General features: G+C 53.7%; 12 protein-coding genes. 8 read left to right on the plus strand and 4 right to left on the minus strand.

Annotation, left to right across the window (positions count from 1 at the left end):
• Positions 1-26: 26 nt before the first annotated feature.
• The 4 genes from K2I50_RS06575 to glpA form a co-directional block, all read right to left on the minus strand.
• Positions 27-1586 (minus strand): MFS transporter, encoded by a 1560-nt coding sequence (locus K2I50_RS06575; RefSeq protein WP_301025434.1) that lies wholly within the window; start codon positions 1584-1586, stop codon positions 27-29.
• A 112-nt stretch (positions 1587-1698) separates the two neighbouring features.
• Positions 1699-2997 (minus strand): anaerobic glycerol-3-phosphate dehydrogenase subunit GlpC, encoded by a 1299-nt coding sequence (gene glpC / locus K2I50_RS06580; protein ID WP_301025435.1) that lies wholly within the window; start codon positions 2995-2997, stop codon positions 1699-1701.
• Positions 2994-4262 (minus strand): anaerobic glycerol-3-phosphate dehydrogenase subunit GlpB, encoded by a 1269-nt coding sequence (glpB, locus tag K2I50_RS06585; RefSeq protein WP_301025437.1) that lies wholly within the window; start codon positions 4260-4262, stop codon positions 2994-2996. Before glpB ends, glpC begins: the two co-directional genes overlap by 4 nt.
• Positions 4263-4313: 51 nt before the next feature.
• Positions 4314-5978, minus strand: a complete 1665-nt coding sequence (glpA, locus tag K2I50_RS06590) for an anaerobic glycerol-3-phosphate dehydrogenase subunit A (RefSeq protein ID WP_301025438.1) — start codon at positions 5976-5978, stop codon at positions 4314-4316.
• 618 nt (positions 5979-6596) lie between these two features.
• Between glpA and nifJ the strand changes: the two genes are divergently transcribed.
• From nifJ to K2I50_RS06630, 8 genes are all read left to right on the plus strand, one after another.
• Entirely contained in the window at positions 6597-10106 is a 3510-nt protein-coding gene (gene nifJ / locus K2I50_RS06595) for a pyruvate:ferredoxin (flavodoxin) oxidoreductase (protein WP_526022961.1), read from the plus strand.
• Between the two features lie 436 nt (positions 10107-10542).
• On the plus strand, positions 10543-11088 hold the full coding sequence (locus tag K2I50_RS06600; protein WP_301025440.1) for a hypothetical protein: 546 nt from the start codon (positions 10543-10545) through the stop codon (positions 11086-11088).
• Positions 11089-11117: 29 nt separating this feature from the next.
• The gene (locus K2I50_RS06605; protein WP_301025441.1) at positions 11118-14330 is read left to right on the plus strand and encodes a tubulin-like doman-containing protein; all 3213 of its coding nucleotides are present in this window, start codon (positions 11118-11120) and stop codon (positions 14328-14330) included.
• Positions 14331-14395: 65 nt separating this feature from the next.
• On the plus strand, positions 14396-15073 hold the full coding sequence (locus K2I50_RS06610) for a hypothetical protein (protein WP_301025443.1): 678 nt from the start codon (positions 14396-14398) through the stop codon (positions 15071-15073).
• Between the two features lie 57 nt (positions 15074-15130).
• Positions 15131-16261: a hypothetical protein gene (locus tag K2I50_RS06615; protein WP_301025444.1), complete on the plus strand. Its 1131-nt coding sequence runs from the start codon at positions 15131-15133 to the stop codon at positions 16259-16261.
• Positions 16262-16379: 118 nt separating this feature from the next.
• A complete protein-coding gene (locus K2I50_RS06620) occupies positions 16380-17303 on the plus strand; it encodes a hypothetical protein (protein ID WP_301025446.1) in 924 nt (307 codons plus the stop codon).
• A 32-nt stretch (positions 17304-17335) separates the two neighbouring features.
• The gene (locus K2I50_RS06625) at positions 17336-18349 is read left to right on the plus strand and encodes a hypothetical protein (RefSeq protein ID WP_301025448.1); all 1014 of its coding nucleotides are present in this window, start codon (positions 17336-17338) and stop codon (positions 18347-18349) included.
• Between the two features lie 42 nt (positions 18350-18391).
• On the plus strand, positions 18392-19528 hold the full coding sequence (locus tag K2I50_RS06630; protein WP_301025449.1) for a formylglycine-generating enzyme family protein: 1137 nt from the start codon (positions 18392-18394) through the stop codon (positions 19526-19528).
• The last annotated feature ends 129 nt before the right edge of the window (positions 19529-19657 follow it).

Genomic DNA, 19657 nt, shown 5'->3' on the forward strand with positions numbered 1-19657 from the left:
GGTCATAAAATATACACTTTTTTTATTTATTCGTCGGTTTTAGCCGGTCCGTTGCCGTTGAGGGCTATGTTTTCTTCGGCTTCAGCCACGTTCTTGGCCTCAGAAGCGTAGAAAGCCTGGGAGCGTGCGTATCCGTCGCGAGGAGCGAGCCACATGGTGGCGAATGTTATCGCGCCGAGTATGCCTACTCCGATGATGAGATAGAATACTGTGTTCCATCCATAGGTGTCGGCGATGATGCCTACGCCTATTGCCGACAGGAACGAGCCTACGTAGCCGAATATGCCTGCCAGTCCGTTGGCTGTGGCGGCAGCTTCTTTGGTGGCCTGGTTGGCCGAGCCGATACCGATAAGCGCCTGCGGTCCGTAGATGAAGAATCCTGCGCCAGCGAGCAGTGCGATGGAGCCTACAACCGGCATGTTGGGGAAGAGGATGAACAGGGTCATGAATATTGCAGCTGCGGCCATACATACGAGGCACATGCGGTGGGCCTTTCCGTTGAAGATATGGTCGGTTGCCCATCCGGCGGCGATAGTGCCCACGATGGCGAAGAATTCAAATACGGCTACTGACCATGCGGCTGCCTCGATGCTCATGCCGCGCGATTCGGTAAGGAACTTTGGACCCCAGTCGAGGATACCCATGCGCATCACATATACAAACACGTTGGCGATACAGAGAGTCCAGATCCAGCGGTTGGTCCATACCATCACCTTGAGGAAACGGCCGTAAGAGGGGTTTTTAGCACCGGAGGCAGTGCTTTTGCCGGTCTTTGTGCCGGGGAGTTCGGGGAGGCCTACCGACTGAGGGTCGTCGCGTAGACCGAAATACAGCCACGCGGCGCCGAATACGGCGATTACAGCGGGAATCCAGAAGCACCACTGCCAAGCATCCCAGTGCTGGGCATACTGGAGTATCTGGTTCATGCCTTCGGCGGTCGACGGGTCGAGCTTAAGGTTGGCGGCCACACGGTTGATGATTTCAGGATTGTTGCTGAGGTCGGTACCCATCGAGCCCATGATATAGCCGCAGGCGATTACGGCAGCTCCGGCGCCGATGGAGTGGGAGGTGTTCCATATCGACATCTTGGTGGCGAGTTCCGAGGGATGTATCCAGCATGGCAACAGACGTGCGCACGGAGGATAGCCGACACCCTGGAATGCCTGGTTAAGCACGATTGTGATACCCATCACCAATATGAGCATATTGATTAGGTCGGGTCCATCCGACACTCCTGTTATCCATGCCGAGATATTTACTCCCCAGCCGAAGGCAAAGTTACTGAGCGCGCACAGCAGCAGGCCGATGGCCATGATGGTGCGTGCACTGAACTTGTCGACGATAAATCCGTTGGCGAAACGTGAGAAACCGTAGATGAGTGAGCCGATACCGATTACGATACCGAAACTGGTGTTGGAGATTCCGTACTGTGCCGTAAGGCCCGGCATAGCAAGCGAGAAGTTCTTGCGTACGAAATAGTAGATGGCATATCCTACCATCGATACGATGATAGTACGCAATTGCCATGATTTGAAGCGTTTGGCTACATCAGGATCCCAAGACGCATAAATGTTGTTCTTTTCCATTGATAGAAAGTGTTTTTTCCGGTTAAATGGTTAAGGGTATGATTGAAGGTGGTATGTTATACAGGGAGAAGGCAGATGTCGCAGACACTGCTTTCTCCCTGTAGGTAATGTTTTACAATCCGTTGAGGCGGCGTGTGGCCTCAATGTCGAGAGCTTCGGCAAATATGCTTATAGGGTTGTCGACATGTACTCCTGTCGACATCTCAATCTGCCATTTGCAGGTCTCGCAGTCGGTGGCCACGCTGTCGACTCCGGCATGGGCTATCTGCTCGAAGAGGGCATTGCCTATCTGCTGGGAATAGTTGTAATTCTCTTTCTTGAATCCGTAGGTTCCGGCGATGCCGCAGCATACCGACTCCAGGGGCACGAATTCCAGTCCGGGTATCATTTTCAGCAGTGATGTCGAATAGATGGCCCAGCCGAGTTTCTCCATGTGACACGGTGTGTGGTATGCGACTCTGCGCTTGAATCCGGGGCGGAAAGCCACCTTGACCTTACCTTTGTCGAGGAGGTTGTATACAAACCGTGTGGCGAGTTGTATATGGTCGCGTACGTCATGAGTGTCGATGTCAAGTATGTGATGGTACTCGTCGCGCATGGTAAGCGTGCATGTCGAGCTGGTGGTAAGCACTTCCCGGCCTTTGGCCACCGACTTGCGTATCGACTCCAGGTTTATGTTGGCGTCGCGTCTTGCCGCATCCACCAGGTTGTTGGCGATTTTGGCCACACCGCAGCATTTCTCCTTGTCGAGAAGGTTTACGCCATAGCCGAGAGCGTTCATTACTGTCACGAAGTCCTTGCCAAGCTGAGGATAGTTGTAGTTGACATAACATCCGTGGAAGTAGCTTACCTGGTTGGGGTAGCGGCTCTGGTCGGCGGCATGGCGTTTGAACCATGATGTGAATGTCGTATGACTGTAGGAGGGGAACTGACGGTGCTTGTCGATGCCCATCACCTTGTCGAGCACAACCTTCATGGGCTTGAGATGGAGCATTCCGTTGACGATTGGGGCGAACGGAGTGGCCATGGTGCCTACAAAGTCGGTCGACGCGAGCATCTTGTCGCGGAGCGACGGCTTTTTCTTGCTGTAGTGCAGACGGGCCGACTGTATGATGTCGCCGATGCGCACGTTGGAGGGGCACGCGACTTCACATCGCTTGCAGTTGAGACAGTATTTCAGGGCCTCGTCGTAGTAGAACGGTTTCTTCAGGCGGTAGCGTTCGCCGTCGGGTCCGGCCTGTTTCGGTCCGGGGAAGTCGGGATTTACCGGAGTCACGGGGCAGTATACGGTACATATCGTACACTTGATACAGTCCTCGAAGTTGTTGTTGCTGATATTGGCTGCCTGATAGCAGGGGTTGCTGAGCGACTGTACGTGGGCTTCAGCAGGATTTATTGCAGGTGTGCTCATTGCTTTCCTCCTTTCTTGCTGTTTAATATCTGGTCGGCTACCTTAAAGGCGGTCATCAGTGTCACTCCGGCTCCCGACTCTTCTTTTAGAGCATTGCAACCGCCGATTACGGCGCCTGCTGCAAACAGGTTGTCGAGTGTAGTGCCCTTGTGGCTTACGCGGAGCGAGCTGTCGGTAGCTATGCCGTAATGTTCGAAACGCTGTTCCTTGTAGAGGTCGGGGTCGCACCATTGCGGGCGGTTGGGGTCGGCCACGACGTCAAGTCCGAATATGGGTTCATATACGGTGTCGGGGTTGGCTTCCAGGCCATGGCTCAGGAATGAGCCCGATGCGATTACAAAGTTGTCGGCTGCCAGAGGCATGTCGGCAAGGTTGGCTGTGTATATCTCCTTTACGCGGCTCCCATCTATTGTGCCGCGGGTCACGATGTCGCCAAGCAGGTATGTGCCGCCATGCTGATGGAACCACGTGCGCAGTTTCATCTGCGCTCTCATTCCTCCTACCGACATAGGTATGGTAGAAATGAACTTTACAGGCACTTTCACCTGTTGCTGGAGCAGTCTGATGGGCGACTCGTCAAACATGCCGATTACCGCCGGCATGATTACGGTGGTGGCGTCGGTCTCGTCGACAAAGCGGTTGATATGGTGGGCTACGTCGCGGAGCACGTTGCCGTCGAGCACACGGGCTATATTGGTGGCACGCATCTCTGTGGCGCTCTTGCGCAGATGCTGGAGGCTGTCGAGGGTGAAAGTGCGCGACTCGACCTTAAGCCCGGCTTTCTCAAGGCCGCTTGACAGGAACTGTGGATAGAAGTCGAGGTATCCCTGTATATTTATAAGGAGTACCTTTCCCCACGACAGTGGTGCGGTGCTGTCGGCGGTAGCGTATCCTTCCATTGACAGCCATGCCGGCTTGAACATCCCTATCGGGGTGAGTCGGTAGTGGTTGCGCTTTTCATCGCCGTGGAGGGTTACGCCGACTTCTTCAAAAAGCGGCTTGACCTGCGGGATGTACTTGATGATATTGTCGATTCCGACTTTGCTGTAGGGATGTGTCTCAGGGAGCCCTTTTATGTAGTCGAGGGGATTGTCGGTGATATCTTCGCCGTTATGGTGTCCGTACAGTCCGAACGAGCCCGAGTTGAAGTGCAATGCGCTCTGTCCGGCTGAAATCACGGCCACTTTCTGCCCCTGACGCAGCAGGCTTATGCCTGTGATGAGGCCGCCCATGCCGCCGCCTATTATTATGGTATCGTATCTCATGTATATGCAGTTGGCTGAATTTGGTTATAGTCTGGAATGGTTGTGTGAGGATTATTTTGTATCGATTACATCCTCCGGCAGGGCTATCTTGTCGATACCGCATACCCCCTCGTAGAGCCACGACATGAACTGTCCCTCTACCAGGGTCTCGCCCCATGACACGGGACACATGCCTTTCCATCTCTCGTTGATGAACGATGACAGGTCGCGCAGGGTGCGGTCGGCACAGTTGTTGGCCTTGACGAGCAGTCCGGCGGCGCGGCATGCGCAGAGCTCGCCCTGGCATGTGCCCATTCCGAGGCGTGTGCGTCGGCGGAGATTGATGAGGTTGCCTACCTGAAGGTGGTCGATGGCATATTTGATTTCGCCTACGCTCACCTGCTCGCATTCACACACTACGGCTTCATCCTCCAGACTGTTGAATTCAATCTGCGAGCTAAGTGTGCCGTGGCGGTCTTCGGCTGCCTTCTGTCCAACAGGCAGCGAGATGGTATGTGCGTGGTGGTGGGTGAATTCCGGTTCTTTCCCATAGCTGTTGTCAAGTTCCGAGCCTGGCAGCGGCACTTCGGCCGTGGTGCATGCGCCTTCCTTGCCGAGTTTTCTCATGGCCATGTCGGTGGCCCATTCAGCCATCAGACGGTATGTCATCAGCTTGCCGCCGGTGATGGTGATGAATCCCTCTACGCCGTCGCGTACAGCATGGTCCAGACATACGATGCCGCGTGATATCGAGCGCCCTGACGGGTCGTTGTCGGCGGCCACCAGAGGTCTTACTCCGGCATAAGCGCGCAATATGCGGGTATATGCCAGGGCCGGAGCTATCTTGATGCCTTCGCGCAGCAGCACGTCGACCTCCTCGGGCGTCACTTCCATGTTGTCGATCTGGTCGTAGGGCACTCTCGACGAGGTCGTGCCGATGAGCGATATGGTATCGCCAGGTACGAGGATGTCGGCATCGGCCGGCTTGCGGCATCGGTTGATTACCACATTGTTGACACGGTGGCCGAAGATAAGCAGAGCGCCCTTGGCCGGGAACATGTTGATGGTGATTCCGGCGAGCGACGCGATGTTGTGTCCCCATATGCCTCCGGCGTTGATCATGAGGTCGGCATGCTCTGTGTGTTCCTCGCCGGTGCGTGTGTCGCGCAGCTTTACGCCGGTGAGTCGGTTGCCTTCGCGCTCAAAGTCGATTACCTGATGGTAGGTAAGTACATCGGCTCCGTTCTGGCGTGCAGCCACTACATTGGCAACGGTCAGACGGAACGGGTCGATAGCTCCGTCAGGTACCTTTACGGCTCCGATGAGGTTGGGATTTACAGCGGGCTCGATGCGGATGGCATCCTTGGGGTCGATGGCTTCTGCGTTGATGCCGGCTTTCAGACACGACTCGATGAATGTCTTCTGATATGCAAGGTCGTCCTCCGGGAGAGTGATGAAAAGTCCTCCGGTATCTTCCACACAGTGGCGTGCGATACGGCGGAGAATCATGTTCTCCTTGATGCATTCTGTTGCCGATTCCTGATCGGTCACCGCATAGCGGGCGCCGCTGTGCAGCAGGCCGTGGTTGCGTCCGGTTGCGCCGGCGGTAAAGTCGAAACGTTCGACGAGGAGCGTCTTCAGTCCACGCATGGCGCAGTCGCGTGCAGTCCCGGCGCCTGTGGCACCTCCGCCTATCACAATCACGTCGTAGTGTGTCTTAGCGTTGTTGTCGTTCATGACCAAGTGTATATGAGGTGGTTTAATAATCTATATAGGGTGTGAGAATTGATGTTTTTATCGCGGTATCGGGTAAGATTGTCAGTTCTTTCGGAGTGAAGAAAACGGGCAGACTTGCAGTTTCATCGCAAAAGTAAAAAATTTTTTAATGAAAATGAAGCGACACGCGGTATTTTTTTCTCAGCAAGATGTATTTCTTATGTTATTAGGATTTTGATATTAAACGTCACAGCGGTGGCATTTTGTTCAACTTGCCGACACGCTACTTGCAGACTATAATCATAAAGTCTGTAAAAACTGAAAAACACAGTTTGATAAAATTTGGACGGTTCGGCTAAATTGAGTAATTTTGCCGCAAACAGGTGTGGTGGTTTTGTCTGCCGGCATGTGACTGGAGCCAGCTCTCCTCGCAGAGTGCTATTCCAGACTGATATATCGTAGTGTCCCTCATCGCCCTATACGGGGCAGTCCGGTGCCACCACCTTTACAGTAGATTTGACCATCATCCTATATACAGATAGAATCCATAAATTTCCAAAATTTAGATACACAGTTATGAGTAAAGAAAAAAAATTCCTGACCTGTGATGGAAACCAGGCCGCCGCTCATGTGAGCTACATGTTCTCGGAAGTGGCTGCCATATATCCCATCACGCCTTCATCGACAATGGCAGAATATGTCGACGAGTGGGCTGCAGCCGGTCGTAAAAACATCTTCGGCGAAACTGTTCTCGTACAGGAGATGCAGTCTGAGGCCGGTGCGGCAGGTGCCGTACACGGTTCGCTCCAGGCCGGTGCGCTTACTACCACCTATACTGCCTCGCAGGGCTTACTGCTGATGATTCCCAATATGTACAAGATTGCAGGCGAGCTGCTTCCGTGCGTGTTCCATGTTTCGGCCCGTACACTTGCAAGCCACGCTCTGAGCATCTTTGGCGACCATCAGGATGTGATGTCGGTACGTCAGACCGGCTTCGCAATGCTGGCTGAAGGCTCCGTACAGGAAGTAATGGACCTTTCAGGTGTTGCTCATCTCGCGACTATCAAGAGCCGCGTACCTTTCGTCAACTTCTTCGACGGATTCCGTACCAGCCACGAAATACAGAAAATCGAGGCGCTCGAAAATGACGACCTCGCTCCTCTCGTTGACCGCGAGGCTCTCGCCGAGTTCCGCGCACGTGCGCTCAATCCCGATGCTCCCGTAGCTCGCGGTATGGCCGAGAACCCCGATGTATTCTTCCAGCACCGCGAGGCTTGCAACAAGTATTACGACGCTGTGCCTGCAATCGTTGAGGAGTACATGAACAAGATTTCCGAAATCACCGGACGCAAATACGGCCTGTTCAACTACTACGGAGCCGAGGATGCCGAACGCGTGATTATCGCCATGGGCTCTGTTACACAGGCCGCTCAGGAGGCTATCGACCACCTCAACGCCAACGGCGAGAAGGTTGGTCTAGTAAGCGTTCACCTCTACCGTCCCTTCTCTGCAAAGCACTTCCTCGCCGCTGTGCCCAAGACTGCAAAGAAAATCGCCGTACTCGACCGTACAAAAGAACCCGGTGCAAAGGGCGAACCTCTGTATCTCGACGTAGTCGACTGCTTCTACGGCGTTGAGAACGCTCCTGTAATCGTAGGCGGACGCTACGGCCTCGCTTCAAAGGACACAACCCCCGCACAGATTATCTCTGTATTCGAGAACCTCGCTCTTCCCCAGCCGAAGAACAACTTCTCGCTCGGTATCGTCGACGACGTTACCTTCCAGTCGCTCCCCCTCAAGGAGGAGGTTGCTCTCGGCGCTGCCGGCACATTCGAGGCTAAATTCTACGGCCTTGGTGCAGACGGTACTGTAGGTGCCAACAAGAACTCGGTGAAAATCATCGGTGACAACACCAACAAATACTGCCAGGCCTACTTCTCTTACGACTCTAAGAAGTCGGGCGGCTTCACATGTTCTCACCTCCGCTTCGGCGACGAGCCCATCCGCTCTACCTATCTGGTGACCACCCCCAACTTCGTGGCATGCCACGTGCAGGCTTACCTCCACATGTACGATGTGACCCGCGGTCTCCGCAAGGGCGGTACATTCCTTCTCAACACCATCTGGGACGGAGAGGAGCTCGCAAAGAACCTTCCCAACAAGGTTAAGCGTTTCTTCGCTGAAAACGACATCACAGTATATTATATCAACGCTACCAAGATTGCCCAGGAGATTGGTCTCGGCAACCGTACCAACACCATCCTTCAGTCGGCATTCTTCCGCATTACCGAGGTTATCCCCGTTGATCTCGCCGTTGAGCAGATGAAGAAATTCATCGTGAAGAGCTACGGCAAGAAGGGCCAGGACGTTGTCGACAAGAACTACGCAGCCGTTGACCGCGGTGGCGAATACCACAAGCTCGACGTAGATCCCGCATGGGCTTCGCTCGCCGACGACGCTGCCGCCGCCAACAACAATCCCGCGTTCATCAACAACATCGTACATCCGATCAACGCCCAGGATGGCGACCTTCTCCCCGTAAGCGCTTTTGTCGACATCACCGACGGCACATGGGAGCAGGGCACAGCTACATACGAAAAGCGCGGTGTTGCCGCTTTCGTTCCCGAATGGCTCGAGGAAAACTGTATCCAGTGTAACAAGTGTGCCTACGTATGTCCTCACGCCGCTATCCGTCCGTTCGTCCTCACTCCCGAGGAGATGGCCGCAGCTCCCTTCGGCGAGGATGCTACAATCCCCGCTATCGGCAAGCAGTTCACCGGCATGCGCTTTATCCAGAGCGTAGACGTGCTCGACTGTCTCGGCTGCTCCAACTGTGTTGACGTATGTCCCGGCAAGAAGGGCAACAAGGCTCTCGTCATGAAGCCTCTCGAGACCCAGCTCCCCGTACAGGCCGAGTGGGATTACTGCGTGGCTTCCGTTAAGTCTAAGCAGAATCTCGTCGACATCAAGGCCAACGTTAAGAACTCACAGTTCGCTACTCCGCTCTTCGAATTCTCCGGCGCATGCTCCGGCTGTGGCGAGACTCCCTACGTGAAGCTCATCACCCAGCTCTTCGGCAACCGTGAGATTGTGGCCAACGCTACCGGATGTTCTTCAATCTACTCAGGCTCAGTGCCCTCCACACCTTATACAACCGACGAGAATGGCCATGGTCCCGCATGGGCCAACAGCCTCTTCGAGGACTTCTGCGAGTTTGGTATGGGTATGACCCTCGCCAACGACAAGCTCCGTGCTCGCCTCGACGTTGAGATGCGCGCGCTTCTCGAATGCGCCGACTGCTCCGACGAAATCAAGGCTCTCGCCACACAGTGGCTCGACGAGAAGGACAACGCCGAACGTTCGCGCGAAATCGCCGACGCCATCATTCCTCTGATGGAGGCTTGCGGCTGTCCCGCCTGCAAGAAGGTGCTCGAGCTCAAGCATTACCTCGTTAAGCGCAGCCAGTGGATTATCGGCGGCGACGGTGCTTCCTACGATATCGGCTTCGGCGGTCTCGACCACGTTATCGCTTCAGGCAAGGATGTCAACATCCTCGTACTTGATACCGAGGTATACTCCAACACCGGCGGCCAGGCATCAAAGGCTACTCCTATCGGTGCTATCGCCAAGTTTGCCGCTTCAGGCAAGCGCATCCGCAAGAAAGACCTCGGCCTTATCGCTACAACCTACGGCTACGTTTACGTTGCCCAGGTAGCAATGGGCGCCGACCAGGCACAGACCCTCAAGGCTATCCGCGAGGCTGAGGCTTACGACGGTCCTTCGCTGATTATCGCCTACGCTCCCTGTATCAACCACGGTATCAAGGCAGGTATGGGCAAGGCTCAGCAGGAAGAGGTCAACGCTGTTGCATGCGGTTACTGGCACCTCTGGCGCTACAACCCCGCAGCCGAGATGGAAGGCAAGAACCCCTTCACCCTCGACAGCAAGGAGCCCAACTGGGACGAGTTCGAAGGATTCCTCAAGGGCGAGGTACGCTACGCTTCCGTTATGAAGCAGTATCCCGCAGAGGCTGCCGAGCTCTTCGCAGCAGCAAAGGCCAACGCTCAGTGGCGCTACAACAACTATAAGCGTCTCGCCCAGCAGCAGTGGGGCGTGGATCCTGAAGTTGAGACCCTCGAAAACAAGTAAGTTTACTCATAATCTTCAATAACGGCAGGCGCCGGAGTGGATTACCCACTCCGGCGCCGCTTATTTTATATAGTAGCTGTCGGGGTGTCAGAGAGCGCTGGGGATATGGCTCATGATATGAAGTCGTCAGGATACTTCATGATGACTTATCTGAATTTTTAACATTCTATCAGCCCACATCATACAAAAAATGTTAACATAGCGGATTACATATCGTAGTGTCCGGGGTGGTTTATATGTCGATTTTTGATAGCCTGTGACTGGGTCATAGTATTTTTGTGACCGAAATGGTTAAAATGGGTGGAAAAAGTTGCTTGTATATTAAAAATGATTTAAATTTGCATCAATTACCCCCCCCATTTGCTTTCAGATTGTTAGTGTATGGCCGGTGGCGGGTTGACAGTGCAAATAATAACCCACCATCATCTTTTCGGCCATGGATACTATTTGGGCTTTTTTATCTTCCCTGCTGACCGGTGTCGGCGCCGCTCTGGCGCTTACTGTCGGCGTAGCGCTGCTGCTGCATTATGTGGCACGCGCATCGTGGATAGCCAACGCCCTGCTTTCATTTATCCTTTTTGTATTGTCGACGTTCCAGTTTGTGCTCCTGTTTGGAGCGGAAGCTGTGAGAGGCTATGCCGAGCTGGCCATGGAGACAGCTCAGATAGCAAGCGGAATCGCCGATTCGCAGACCGTGGAGACCCTTGTGAACGAAGTGCCCGGGATGGCCGATTATGTAGAGGTAGGCAAGCAGGGGCTTGAGGATACATCCGTTACCATACAGCAGCTTGTCGACGACGTGCTGTCGGGATATATATGGCGTAGGCGTCTATGGATTGCCGCATTCACGTCGGCAGTCGTCATCGCCGGATTCTTTATCCCTTCGCGACGGCGCAGCAGCCACAAGGCCTCCCTGTCGACCGATATGTACGGAGGTGGAGGTTACTCATCTTCGTCATCATCTTCTTCCTTGAATTTCTAATATAAACATAAAAATATCCAACAACCGTTATGGCTGATATTCTTATTGGTCTCGGAGGCACCGGAGGCAAGATCCTCAAAGCATTCCGCCAGCGCCTGTGGACTGAATATGATTCTTCACAGCGCAAGAATCTCCCTATCGAATTTATCTATGTCGACAGCGACCGCGCAATGCTCGACGCCTCTGATATATCATATCAGACAATTCACGGCAACTGTGTGTTTGAGACAAGGGAGTTTGTCGACATCAAGACACACAGCAATATTGATGCCATATTTGCCAACCCCAAAGGCTATCCGCGCCTGATGGGTGTGCTTGGCAATGTCGGCGCTACCCAGTCGGCCGTATGTCCCATCGGGGCCGCTGCCGACCAGAAGCGACGCGCAGGCCGTATGCTGTTTGCCGCCAACATCGACGCATATCTCTCGCGCCTTGCAAAAGCGGTGAGTGATGTCCAGAAACAGGAAGTGGGCGGAAAGATTAACCTCCATCTGTTCTGCGGTCTCGCCGGCGGTACCGGTTCCGGTTCGATTATCGACGCCATCGTTCAGACCCGTAAATGGATGTTCGAGCATAATATATCCGAAAACCACGGCTTCACACTTACCGTGTTCTGTCAGATACCCGAAGCAACTCCCCAGCCCAATTGGGATACCGGCCGTTACAAGGCCAATGGCTATGGTGCTTTGCTGGAGCTCAACAACCTCTTTACCTCACACTATAATACAGAGTGGGGCACACGCGTGTCTACGCCCCCTTACGACGTGTCGACTAAGGTAGAGACAGGTCGTATATACCTTACATATGACAATCCTACTCCTGAGAATGTAAAGAAAGGAAATATCCCTCAGGCTCTGAATATCGCCGGAGGTCTGATTCTCTATACCAACAAGAACGACTTCGGTTATTCCGTCAATGACCCGACACAGCTTGCCGGACTCGTGGCCGACTTCGTATACAGCCGTATATTCTCTCCGATGGACCAGATGGGCAAGGAACTCGGATATTTCTATACATTCGAGAACCTCAGCAACAACCGCGACGAATACGACGAGACTGCCGACCCCGAAGAAGGCTCGCCACTGCCCGTGCGCACACGCGCTATAGGTTCGTTTGGAATCAAGCGCATCATCGTGCCTGAGACCGAACTGCAGGAACATATCGCCTATACTCTCGGCAGCAGCGCGCTCCTACAGCTGAAATACAACAATTGGAGCAACACCTCGGGCTATCGCGAGGAAGCGCCTTCATTTGACGAGGTGACCTACGTGCGCGATCCGGGACGCCGCGGCTCATGGAAGCTCACCCCCGAGCATATGCGTCTGAAGCAGTATGTCATTGACTCCGACGAGAAAGAAAAATGGAATACAGGTGATTTCGCAAGCTATTGGAATCCATGTGTCGACCGCTGGGCTGAGGCCGCAAAGGGCACACAGCATCCGTTCGACAAACTTGTCGACCTCTGCCGCGGCGGATATGCCGAGGGATTCCGCAGTGTCGGTGTCGAGAATTTCTACCGCGACAAGGCACGCAGCCTCGACACATACGCCAAACAGATTGCCGAGGGTGTGGAAAAATACCTGTTCCGCGAGTGGTCCGACGGTCGTCTGGCGCTTGTGAGCGTACGCCATATTATCAGCGAGCTCGCAAAGCAGATGCGCGAGCAGGCTCTTGAATGCTCGGAGGTTGTGATACCTGACCTCGACACCAAAATCAACGAATTCAAGGGCATCATCAACCAGGCCAAGGAAGATGTGCTCAATACCAATATTGTAAAGCGTCAGATTATATTCGGCAACCGATTTGAGCGTGCCACACATTATGCCAAGATGCTCTACTCGGTGATGACCGAAAGAGCGGCTGTCGAGATCTTTACCAAGCCTCTTCTTGAGAATCTTGAGCAGCGCTTCAACGACCTCAACAGTCGCCTTATCGGATTTGAGGGCCGTTTCGACGAGCTCTACAAATTCACTAAGGAGCGCATGACCGCACTGAGCGATCTCGAGACCCTTTCCGATGGCGAGAATCGCGACGGTACAGAGACACTGACCGACCCGATTGTCAAGTTCTACAACCGCAACCGTATGAAGGAACTTGAGCGCCGCCTCAACGGTGACCATGACCGCATGGGCACCATCACCGACAGTGTGCGCTCGTCGATTGTAGACTCTCTCAACAGCGAGGGACGTTTCACCAATGTCACCAACCTCTCCAACAACACTGTTTCCAGCGCATTGCTCGGCCAGGTGTTCGAGACAATCCGCACGTTCCACAACGATCTCCTTGTAGAACGCACAGAGAAGGTGCTTGATGTGCCTATACTCGAGCGTCTCCAGCATAAGTTCGGAGGCAACGACATGGCCCTTGCCAAATTCGCACATGATATAATCCAGGCAAGTGGAGCCTTCCTCGAAATCAACCAGAACGAGATTCAGCTCAACAACGCCAATACTCCGGCTCCCGAAATAGGTAAGAATATACTCCTGAAGCGTGTGCTCGTCACTCTGCCCAAGGCCAAGGATCCGGCACTCATGCAGTTTGCCGACGAACTTAAGCGCAAGCTCGAGGGTGCTATCCCCGGCGGCTCGGGCGCATCTGTGATTGTCAGCACAGAGGGTACCCGTCCCAACGAGATTACATTGATGATTGTCGAGAACGGATTCCCGATGCGCGCTATCGGCTCGCTCCCAATGCTTAAGGCCGAATTTGATAGCCTGATTGTATCCAATCCCGCCAACTCGATTGTGCTTACATCCGAGGGCAAGGCTGAGGATTTCCGCAGTCTGACAGCACTTCCTCCGAAGACTCCCGACCAGCTCCGTGCCGAGGTAATGCCTTATATGATGATGGCCCTTGGTCTGGGTGCAATCAAGTTTGATACTAAAAGTACCGAACAGTGGGGTGCCGCCGGCGAAGAAGATATCTTTGGCGAATCTGATATAGTGTCATGGGGATATTCCAAGTTTACCGACATGGCTTATGATGACCGTCTTATCGAGGATCATGGAAAGGAGACCATACGTATAGCCCGCGAGGCTCTTGCATCTCGACTGCAGGATGTGGATCCCGCCGCGCTCAAGGCTATCCAGGACAAACTTAAGGAGACCGATGCCGAATTCATGGCTACAGTAGGCAAGGTGATAAAGGATGAGAATCCGACTCCCAAGTCGCGCTACAACGACTTCGTCAACTGGACCATGGCCGCCAAGAAGTTGATTGCCGAGTATCGTCCCCAGCGTTAACGCATATTGACAGGTATGTTTTTTATAAAAGATAATTAAGAAAAATCAAGAATATCACAAAAGCAATGGCAAACGTAAAGAAATATCGTTGCATGAATGTTGGCAACTGTCAGACAGCCAACGAGAATAAGACTTTCGAGATAGCCGATGGTGCCGACAAGGTGTGCCCCGACTGTAAGAAAGATATGATAGTCGAGGTGAAGGGCGGCTCAAAGGGCCTCCTCTTCGGCGGAATAGCTGCCGGTGTAGTAGCCGCTGTGGCCGTAGTATTATTTAGCACCGGTGTATTCTCCGGTAAATCGGATAGCAACACCGACTCCACAGACTCAACCAAAGTAACAGAGGAAGTTGTAGTCGAGACTCCACAGCAGGGTACTGATTCAGTGACTGTGGAAGAGGCCACTACTGAACAGACAGATAGTGCAAAAGTCGTTGAGGAGCCTGTTAAGAATCCGGAGACGACGCAGTCGCCAACCCCGTCAACACCCTCCAACTATCTTACCGGCTATGCGCTCCCCTACGGATTGTATACCGGCCCGGCAGCGAACGGTCGTCCCCACGGCCCCAATGGTGACATTAAGGTTACTAAATCATATACTCTGGATCTCCACAACGGAAATTCACTTCAGCTTAATCCCGGCGATAAGATTTCGCGCTGTAAGTTTGTCAACGGCAAACTTGCCTCCGGTATGCTTGAACGTCCCGACAAGACTGCCAAGCAGATCAACATCGGTGTGAACTAATCGGGCATGAGTTGCGTATCATATTTGATGTAAGACTCAAATAGATACCATAGACGAATGAAATTTTTCGCCAACATAGCAACAGCTGTACTGACGCTGTCGGCCTTAGGTGGGTCGACAGCGTTTGGTGCACCTGTATTGTACGATGCCGACTGCCTCGAACGCATGGTTGGCGCCCTTGATTACGACCTCGACCAACAGTATGCCTGGGAGAATTCCGACACGACCATTATGCTGGAATTCAAAAAGCGTCCGGTGCGTATCGACATCTCCGACGGCCGTGTGGTACATGTCGGTTACCGTATGTTTTCCGACGGTCAGCGCGAGCACATGCCTTACCGGAGTGTATTCAATTTTCTGGAGCGCTACGCCCTTGATGCCGATCTGCCGCTCAAGCGGGTGAAGAGCGTGGGGGCAATGCTTGCCGAGGATGAGGTGACATGCTCCGAATCCGGATTCTCGCGTCTGCGCTCCTATGCCTCCGACTCTACGCTTACCCTTTCGGTAGCGGATATAGGCGGCCGGCGCTACAGACTGGAATGGACGAAAGAGGATACACCGGTGTATTACATTGAGTTTCCCATCGAGTACGAACTGCTCCACGGCACTTCGATGCCTGAAAACGAGCGCCGCCTTGTTGCCGACATCCGGGCTTGGAAATGTAGCAGAGAGAGAGTCGATACACTGACGTCGCGCGAGGAGCTTGTGCCGATCTACCGGAAGAATTACTATATACTCCCGGGCGACTCATATCTGCTCGACAATCTCACCTCCAACCGCTACTATAGGCTGGCTGAGGATTCCGACTCGCTATTTGTGCCGATTTATACGGGAGATTACCCTCTCGAGTCTCTTGCCACGCTGCTCGTTACGGGAACGATGCCCAACGACTTCTTGTTTGAGATGAAGATTGACGGCTACAACATGCTCCCTACTGTGACCGTGCCGGTCAATGCCGCGCTCGATTATTTCCGCAGGTGCGGTTGTGTGCCATTCTTCGGCGTGGGCGATTTTACCGACCCGGTGGCCACATGTTACCTGGTGATGCGCAATCTGTCAGAAGGATACTGTCATCTGATGCGTGTCACCGCCAATGTATCCGAACTTGACAGCCGCAAAGGCACTATGGCCTGCAGGCTTACTCCCTATATACCGATGTCGCGTGTCGCGTCGCTTTTCGATGACTGACACACATCGTGCCACTTAACGCATACACCTCGCGCCGGAGATTTCCCCGGGTGGAATATCCTGCTGCAAGTGTGATTATATTCGCCTCTCTTATCTACGAATTTTTTGCAAGGAAAATATGAACAAAATCAATCGTTTGGTCTTCTGCCTCATTGCCGGATGCATCAGTATGGTGTCGTTTGCGCAGAGTGAGTCGCAGACAAAGGAGATCAACAAAATCAAGCTCGACCCAGGCTATGTGTTTGCCGAGTCGACAATGGAGAATGCCGATGAAGCACGCGAGACCGTGTGTCTGACGCTTTCCAACTTTATGAACGAATATCTGGAGGAGAGCGGCGAGTCGCGTCGTGTGGCCGCAGCCGAGCTCGGTGCGATAAAGTATATCAACGCCAAGCGCGGCAATGCTACCTATGTGTTCGGCTACATCCCTGTATCGGCATTCTCTTCAGCAGTTCTTGCGCCTGTTGAGAATACAGTGGCGGAAGAGCCGGTAGCCGTAGAGACCGAACCCGTTGTCGAGCCATCCGCACCTGTCGCCCCGCAGCAGATGGCCGAGACTGAAGATACTTATGCCGCTCCGGCTCCGCAGCCCGCTCCGGCTGTCGAGGATGACTACGCCTATGCCGAGGTGTCGCCCGAGCAGCAGGCCATGGGTAGCGCCGCTCTCGGAATGCTTTTCGGCAATGTATTTGACCAGACTTCATCCTCTCAGAAAAAAATATCATGTCAGGCCAATCCCTCCGACAGCGGACAGCTTACCGACATGATTTCCGAACTCCTCGAGTCGGCCGACGCTCGCAAGGCCGCCTATCTGCTCAATGTCTACAAGACCACAGGCAAGATTCGCGGATTCGGCGCTCTGCCTACCTGTCGCGACGCCGCAGGTTCTCACTGGCTTATAATCGACGCCACAGGCTCGATTGTGGCACTGCTCGGCCCTGCCGCCGACGACAACCGCCACAACTATGTGTCGGGCGGTGTCGACCATCTTGCATCATATGGCGGGAAGTATGCCGTATGGTTTACCCCAAGGGCCAGATAGACTGACATCAATACACCCTGAAAATATACGATATGAAAAAATACATTTCACTTATCTTTATTGCCCTGGGGCTGGCAGCGTCGGCCCAGGGTGCCTATGATTTCCGGCTTGCTCCTACCACCGTGAGTCCGGCTGTCAAGGCGGCGATAGAACAGAATGTTTCCAATCTGTTTACTGCGATTAATGCGGCTGCAACTACCGGAGGTGATATCAACTTCTCCGGCATTGACCTTACTCAGGACGCCAAGCAGTCGATTGTAATGACGTGGGAGAATGTCCACTTCACCACAGCCCAGGACCAGTATGTTGGGCAACTTCTCAAGGAGAAGAACTCCAACGGCTCGCTGCGCGGTCTGCAGGTGCGCAACCAGCAGGTCGACATGAAGCCCATCGACGATACCTACGAGGGGCCTATGGCTCAGGAAATCGTGCTCGACTTCACCCCCACTGGGCGTATTTCCGACTTTAATTTCGCGATGGAGAACACCCAGTATCTTACCCTTCTGCGCGACGGCGCCCGCCTGGGCGATGCCGCCAACCGAATGCAGATAATCAACTGGTGTGAGAAACTGCGCAACGCATACTGCCAGAAGGATATCCGTATGCTCGACGACCTCTTCAGCGATGACGCGCTGATTATCACCGGACGTGTGGTGACCGAGCGCCGCCGCAGCGATATCGCCCTGGCCAATCCTACACGTGTGGAGTATGTGAAGCAGAACAAGCAGCAGTATCTCAGCCGTCTGAAAATGGTGTTTGACCGCCAGAACCGCGGCGGATATGTCAATGTGAAGTTTGACGACTATCGTGTGGTGCGCCATGCCTCCAAACCCAATTACTACGGTGTGACTCTGCGTCAGCAGTGGCACACAAAGGGATATTCCGACGAGGGTATCGTGTTTCTCATCTGGGACTTCAACGACGAGGACCATCCCAAGATTCATGTGCGCACATGGCAGCCGCTTCAGGACACAGCCTTTACAATGGGCGATTTCAAACTTCCCGACCCGGCCGAAAAAGCCTCGTTTACTCTTGACCGCAACTGATAAAATTAGAATAACCGTTTAGAATAAAATAACCTTAGACTGATGAAACGTATTGTCACAACAATTCTTGCTACAATCTTTTTCATGGCTTCCTCGATGGCCCAGGAGCTGATGGTGCGCGAGTTCCGTCCCGACGCTTCCGACCTTAGCGCTGTAGTCCATCAGGTGGCTGATGCCAACGGCAATCCTTGTGCGCTTGTGCGCCTCGGACTCGCCGTGCCCGATGCCTCGTTCGAAGGCGATATCATTAAGGCCGACCCCAAGGACGGGGAATACTGGATATACATGCCCGAAGGCTCCAACTGGCTCAATGTAAAGACCTCGCAGTATGTGCCCCTGCGCTACGACTTCCCCGAGGCTGTGAAGGCCAACACCACCTATGTGCTCAACGTGATGCCCAAGCCTCAGGAGAAAAAGGGTCTTGGCGACGTTGTGCCCGTGACACTCCCCGCACGTGCCGGAGCCTCAATCGGCGGAATGGCAGCCGACCAGGGGCTCCCTGTTTCATTCAATATGATAAAGGTGAAATCGGGCATGTACAAGATGGGTGCCACTCCCGAGCAGGAGAGCAACGAGGGCGATGAGCAGCCCGTACACTGGGTCACAATCTCCAATGACTTCTATATCGGAGAGACCGAGGTGACTCAGGAACTCTGGGAGTATGTGATGAACTCCAACCCCTCTGTCATCAAGGATCCGCAGCTCCCTGTGACCAATGTGAGCTGGAACGACGCACATGAGTTTATCCGTGCCCTCAATCAGATTACTCGCGTCAAATTCCGCCTCCCGACCGAGGCCGAGTGGGAATATGCGGCCCGAGGCGGCCATCAGACAGGCCACTTCAAGTATAGCGGAAGCAACACTGCCGAAGAGGTAGGCTACTGGTATATCAACAGCTCTTCGCGTCCGCATCCTGTAAAGTCGCTCAAACCCAACGAACTCGGTATATACGACATGAGCGGCAACGTATGGGAGCTCTGCGAGGACTACAAGAACGACTATCCCAAGAAAGATGTGGTAGACCAGTTCGGAGCATCGCCGAGCAAGAACCGCGTGCGCCGTGGTGGTGGCTGGGACAGCGAGAATGTCGACCAGTTGCGCAACGCCTACCGCCGTCGCGTGGAGGAGAACATGCGTGAGCGTTCTACCGGTTTCCGTCTGGTGCTCACTACCGATTAAGAGCTTGTTTAATAATAAATGTTACCGTCAGGGCGGTCAATCGTCGAGCATATTTTCGCCCTGTTCCTCAGTCGTGTACATAAAGTACACTCCTTCGTCACATGTCGAAAATCGTCTCAAGCTATACGA

It is taken from the genome of Muribaculum sp. (genome assembly GCF_029051885.1).
Classification (GTDB): domain Bacteria; phylum Bacteroidota; class Bacteroidia; order Bacteroidales; family Muribaculaceae; genus Muribaculum.

Excerpts from the sequence above, each read along its gene's own strand:
- K2I50_RS06575 (WP_301025434.1), bottom strand. The coding sequence starts at position 1,586 with ATGGAAAAGAACAACATTTATGCGTCTTGGGATCCTGATGTAGCCAAA.
- glpC (WP_301025435.1), bottom strand. The coding sequence starts at position 2,997 with ATGAGCACACCTGCAATAAATCCTGCTGAAGCCCACGTACAGTCGCTC.
- glpB (WP_301025437.1), bottom strand. The coding sequence starts at position 4,262 with ATGAGATACGATACCATAATAATAGGCGGCGGCATGGGCGGCCTCATC.
- glpA (WP_301025438.1), bottom strand. The coding sequence starts at position 5,978 with ATGAACGACAACAACGCTAAGACACACTACGACGTGATTGTGATAGGC.
- nifJ (WP_526022961.1), top strand. The coding sequence starts at position 6,597 with ATGTTCTCGGAAGTGGCTGCCATATATCCCATCACGCCTTCATCGACA.
- K2I50_RS06600 (WP_301025440.1), top strand. The coding sequence starts at position 10,543 with ATGGATACTATTTGGGCTTTTTTATCTTCCCTGCTGACCGGTGTCGGC.
- K2I50_RS06605 (WP_301025441.1), top strand. The coding sequence starts at position 11,118 with ATGGCTGATATTCTTATTGGTCTCGGAGGCACCGGAGGCAAGATCCTC.
- K2I50_RS06610 (WP_301025443.1), top strand. The coding sequence starts at position 14,396 with ATGGCAAACGTAAAGAAATATCGTTGCATGAATGTTGGCAACTGTCAG.
- K2I50_RS06615 (WP_301025444.1), top strand. The coding sequence starts at position 15,131 with ATGAAATTTTTCGCCAACATAGCAACAGCTGTACTGACGCTGTCGGCC.
- K2I50_RS06620 (WP_301025446.1), top strand. The coding sequence starts at position 16,380 with ATGAACAAAATCAATCGTTTGGTCTTCTGCCTCATTGCCGGATGCATC.
- K2I50_RS06625 (WP_301025448.1), top strand. The coding sequence starts at position 17,336 with ATGAAAAAATACATTTCACTTATCTTTATTGCCCTGGGGCTGGCAGCG.
- K2I50_RS06630 (WP_301025449.1), top strand. The coding sequence starts at position 18,392 with ATGAAACGTATTGTCACAACAATTCTTGCTACAATCTTTTTCATGGCT.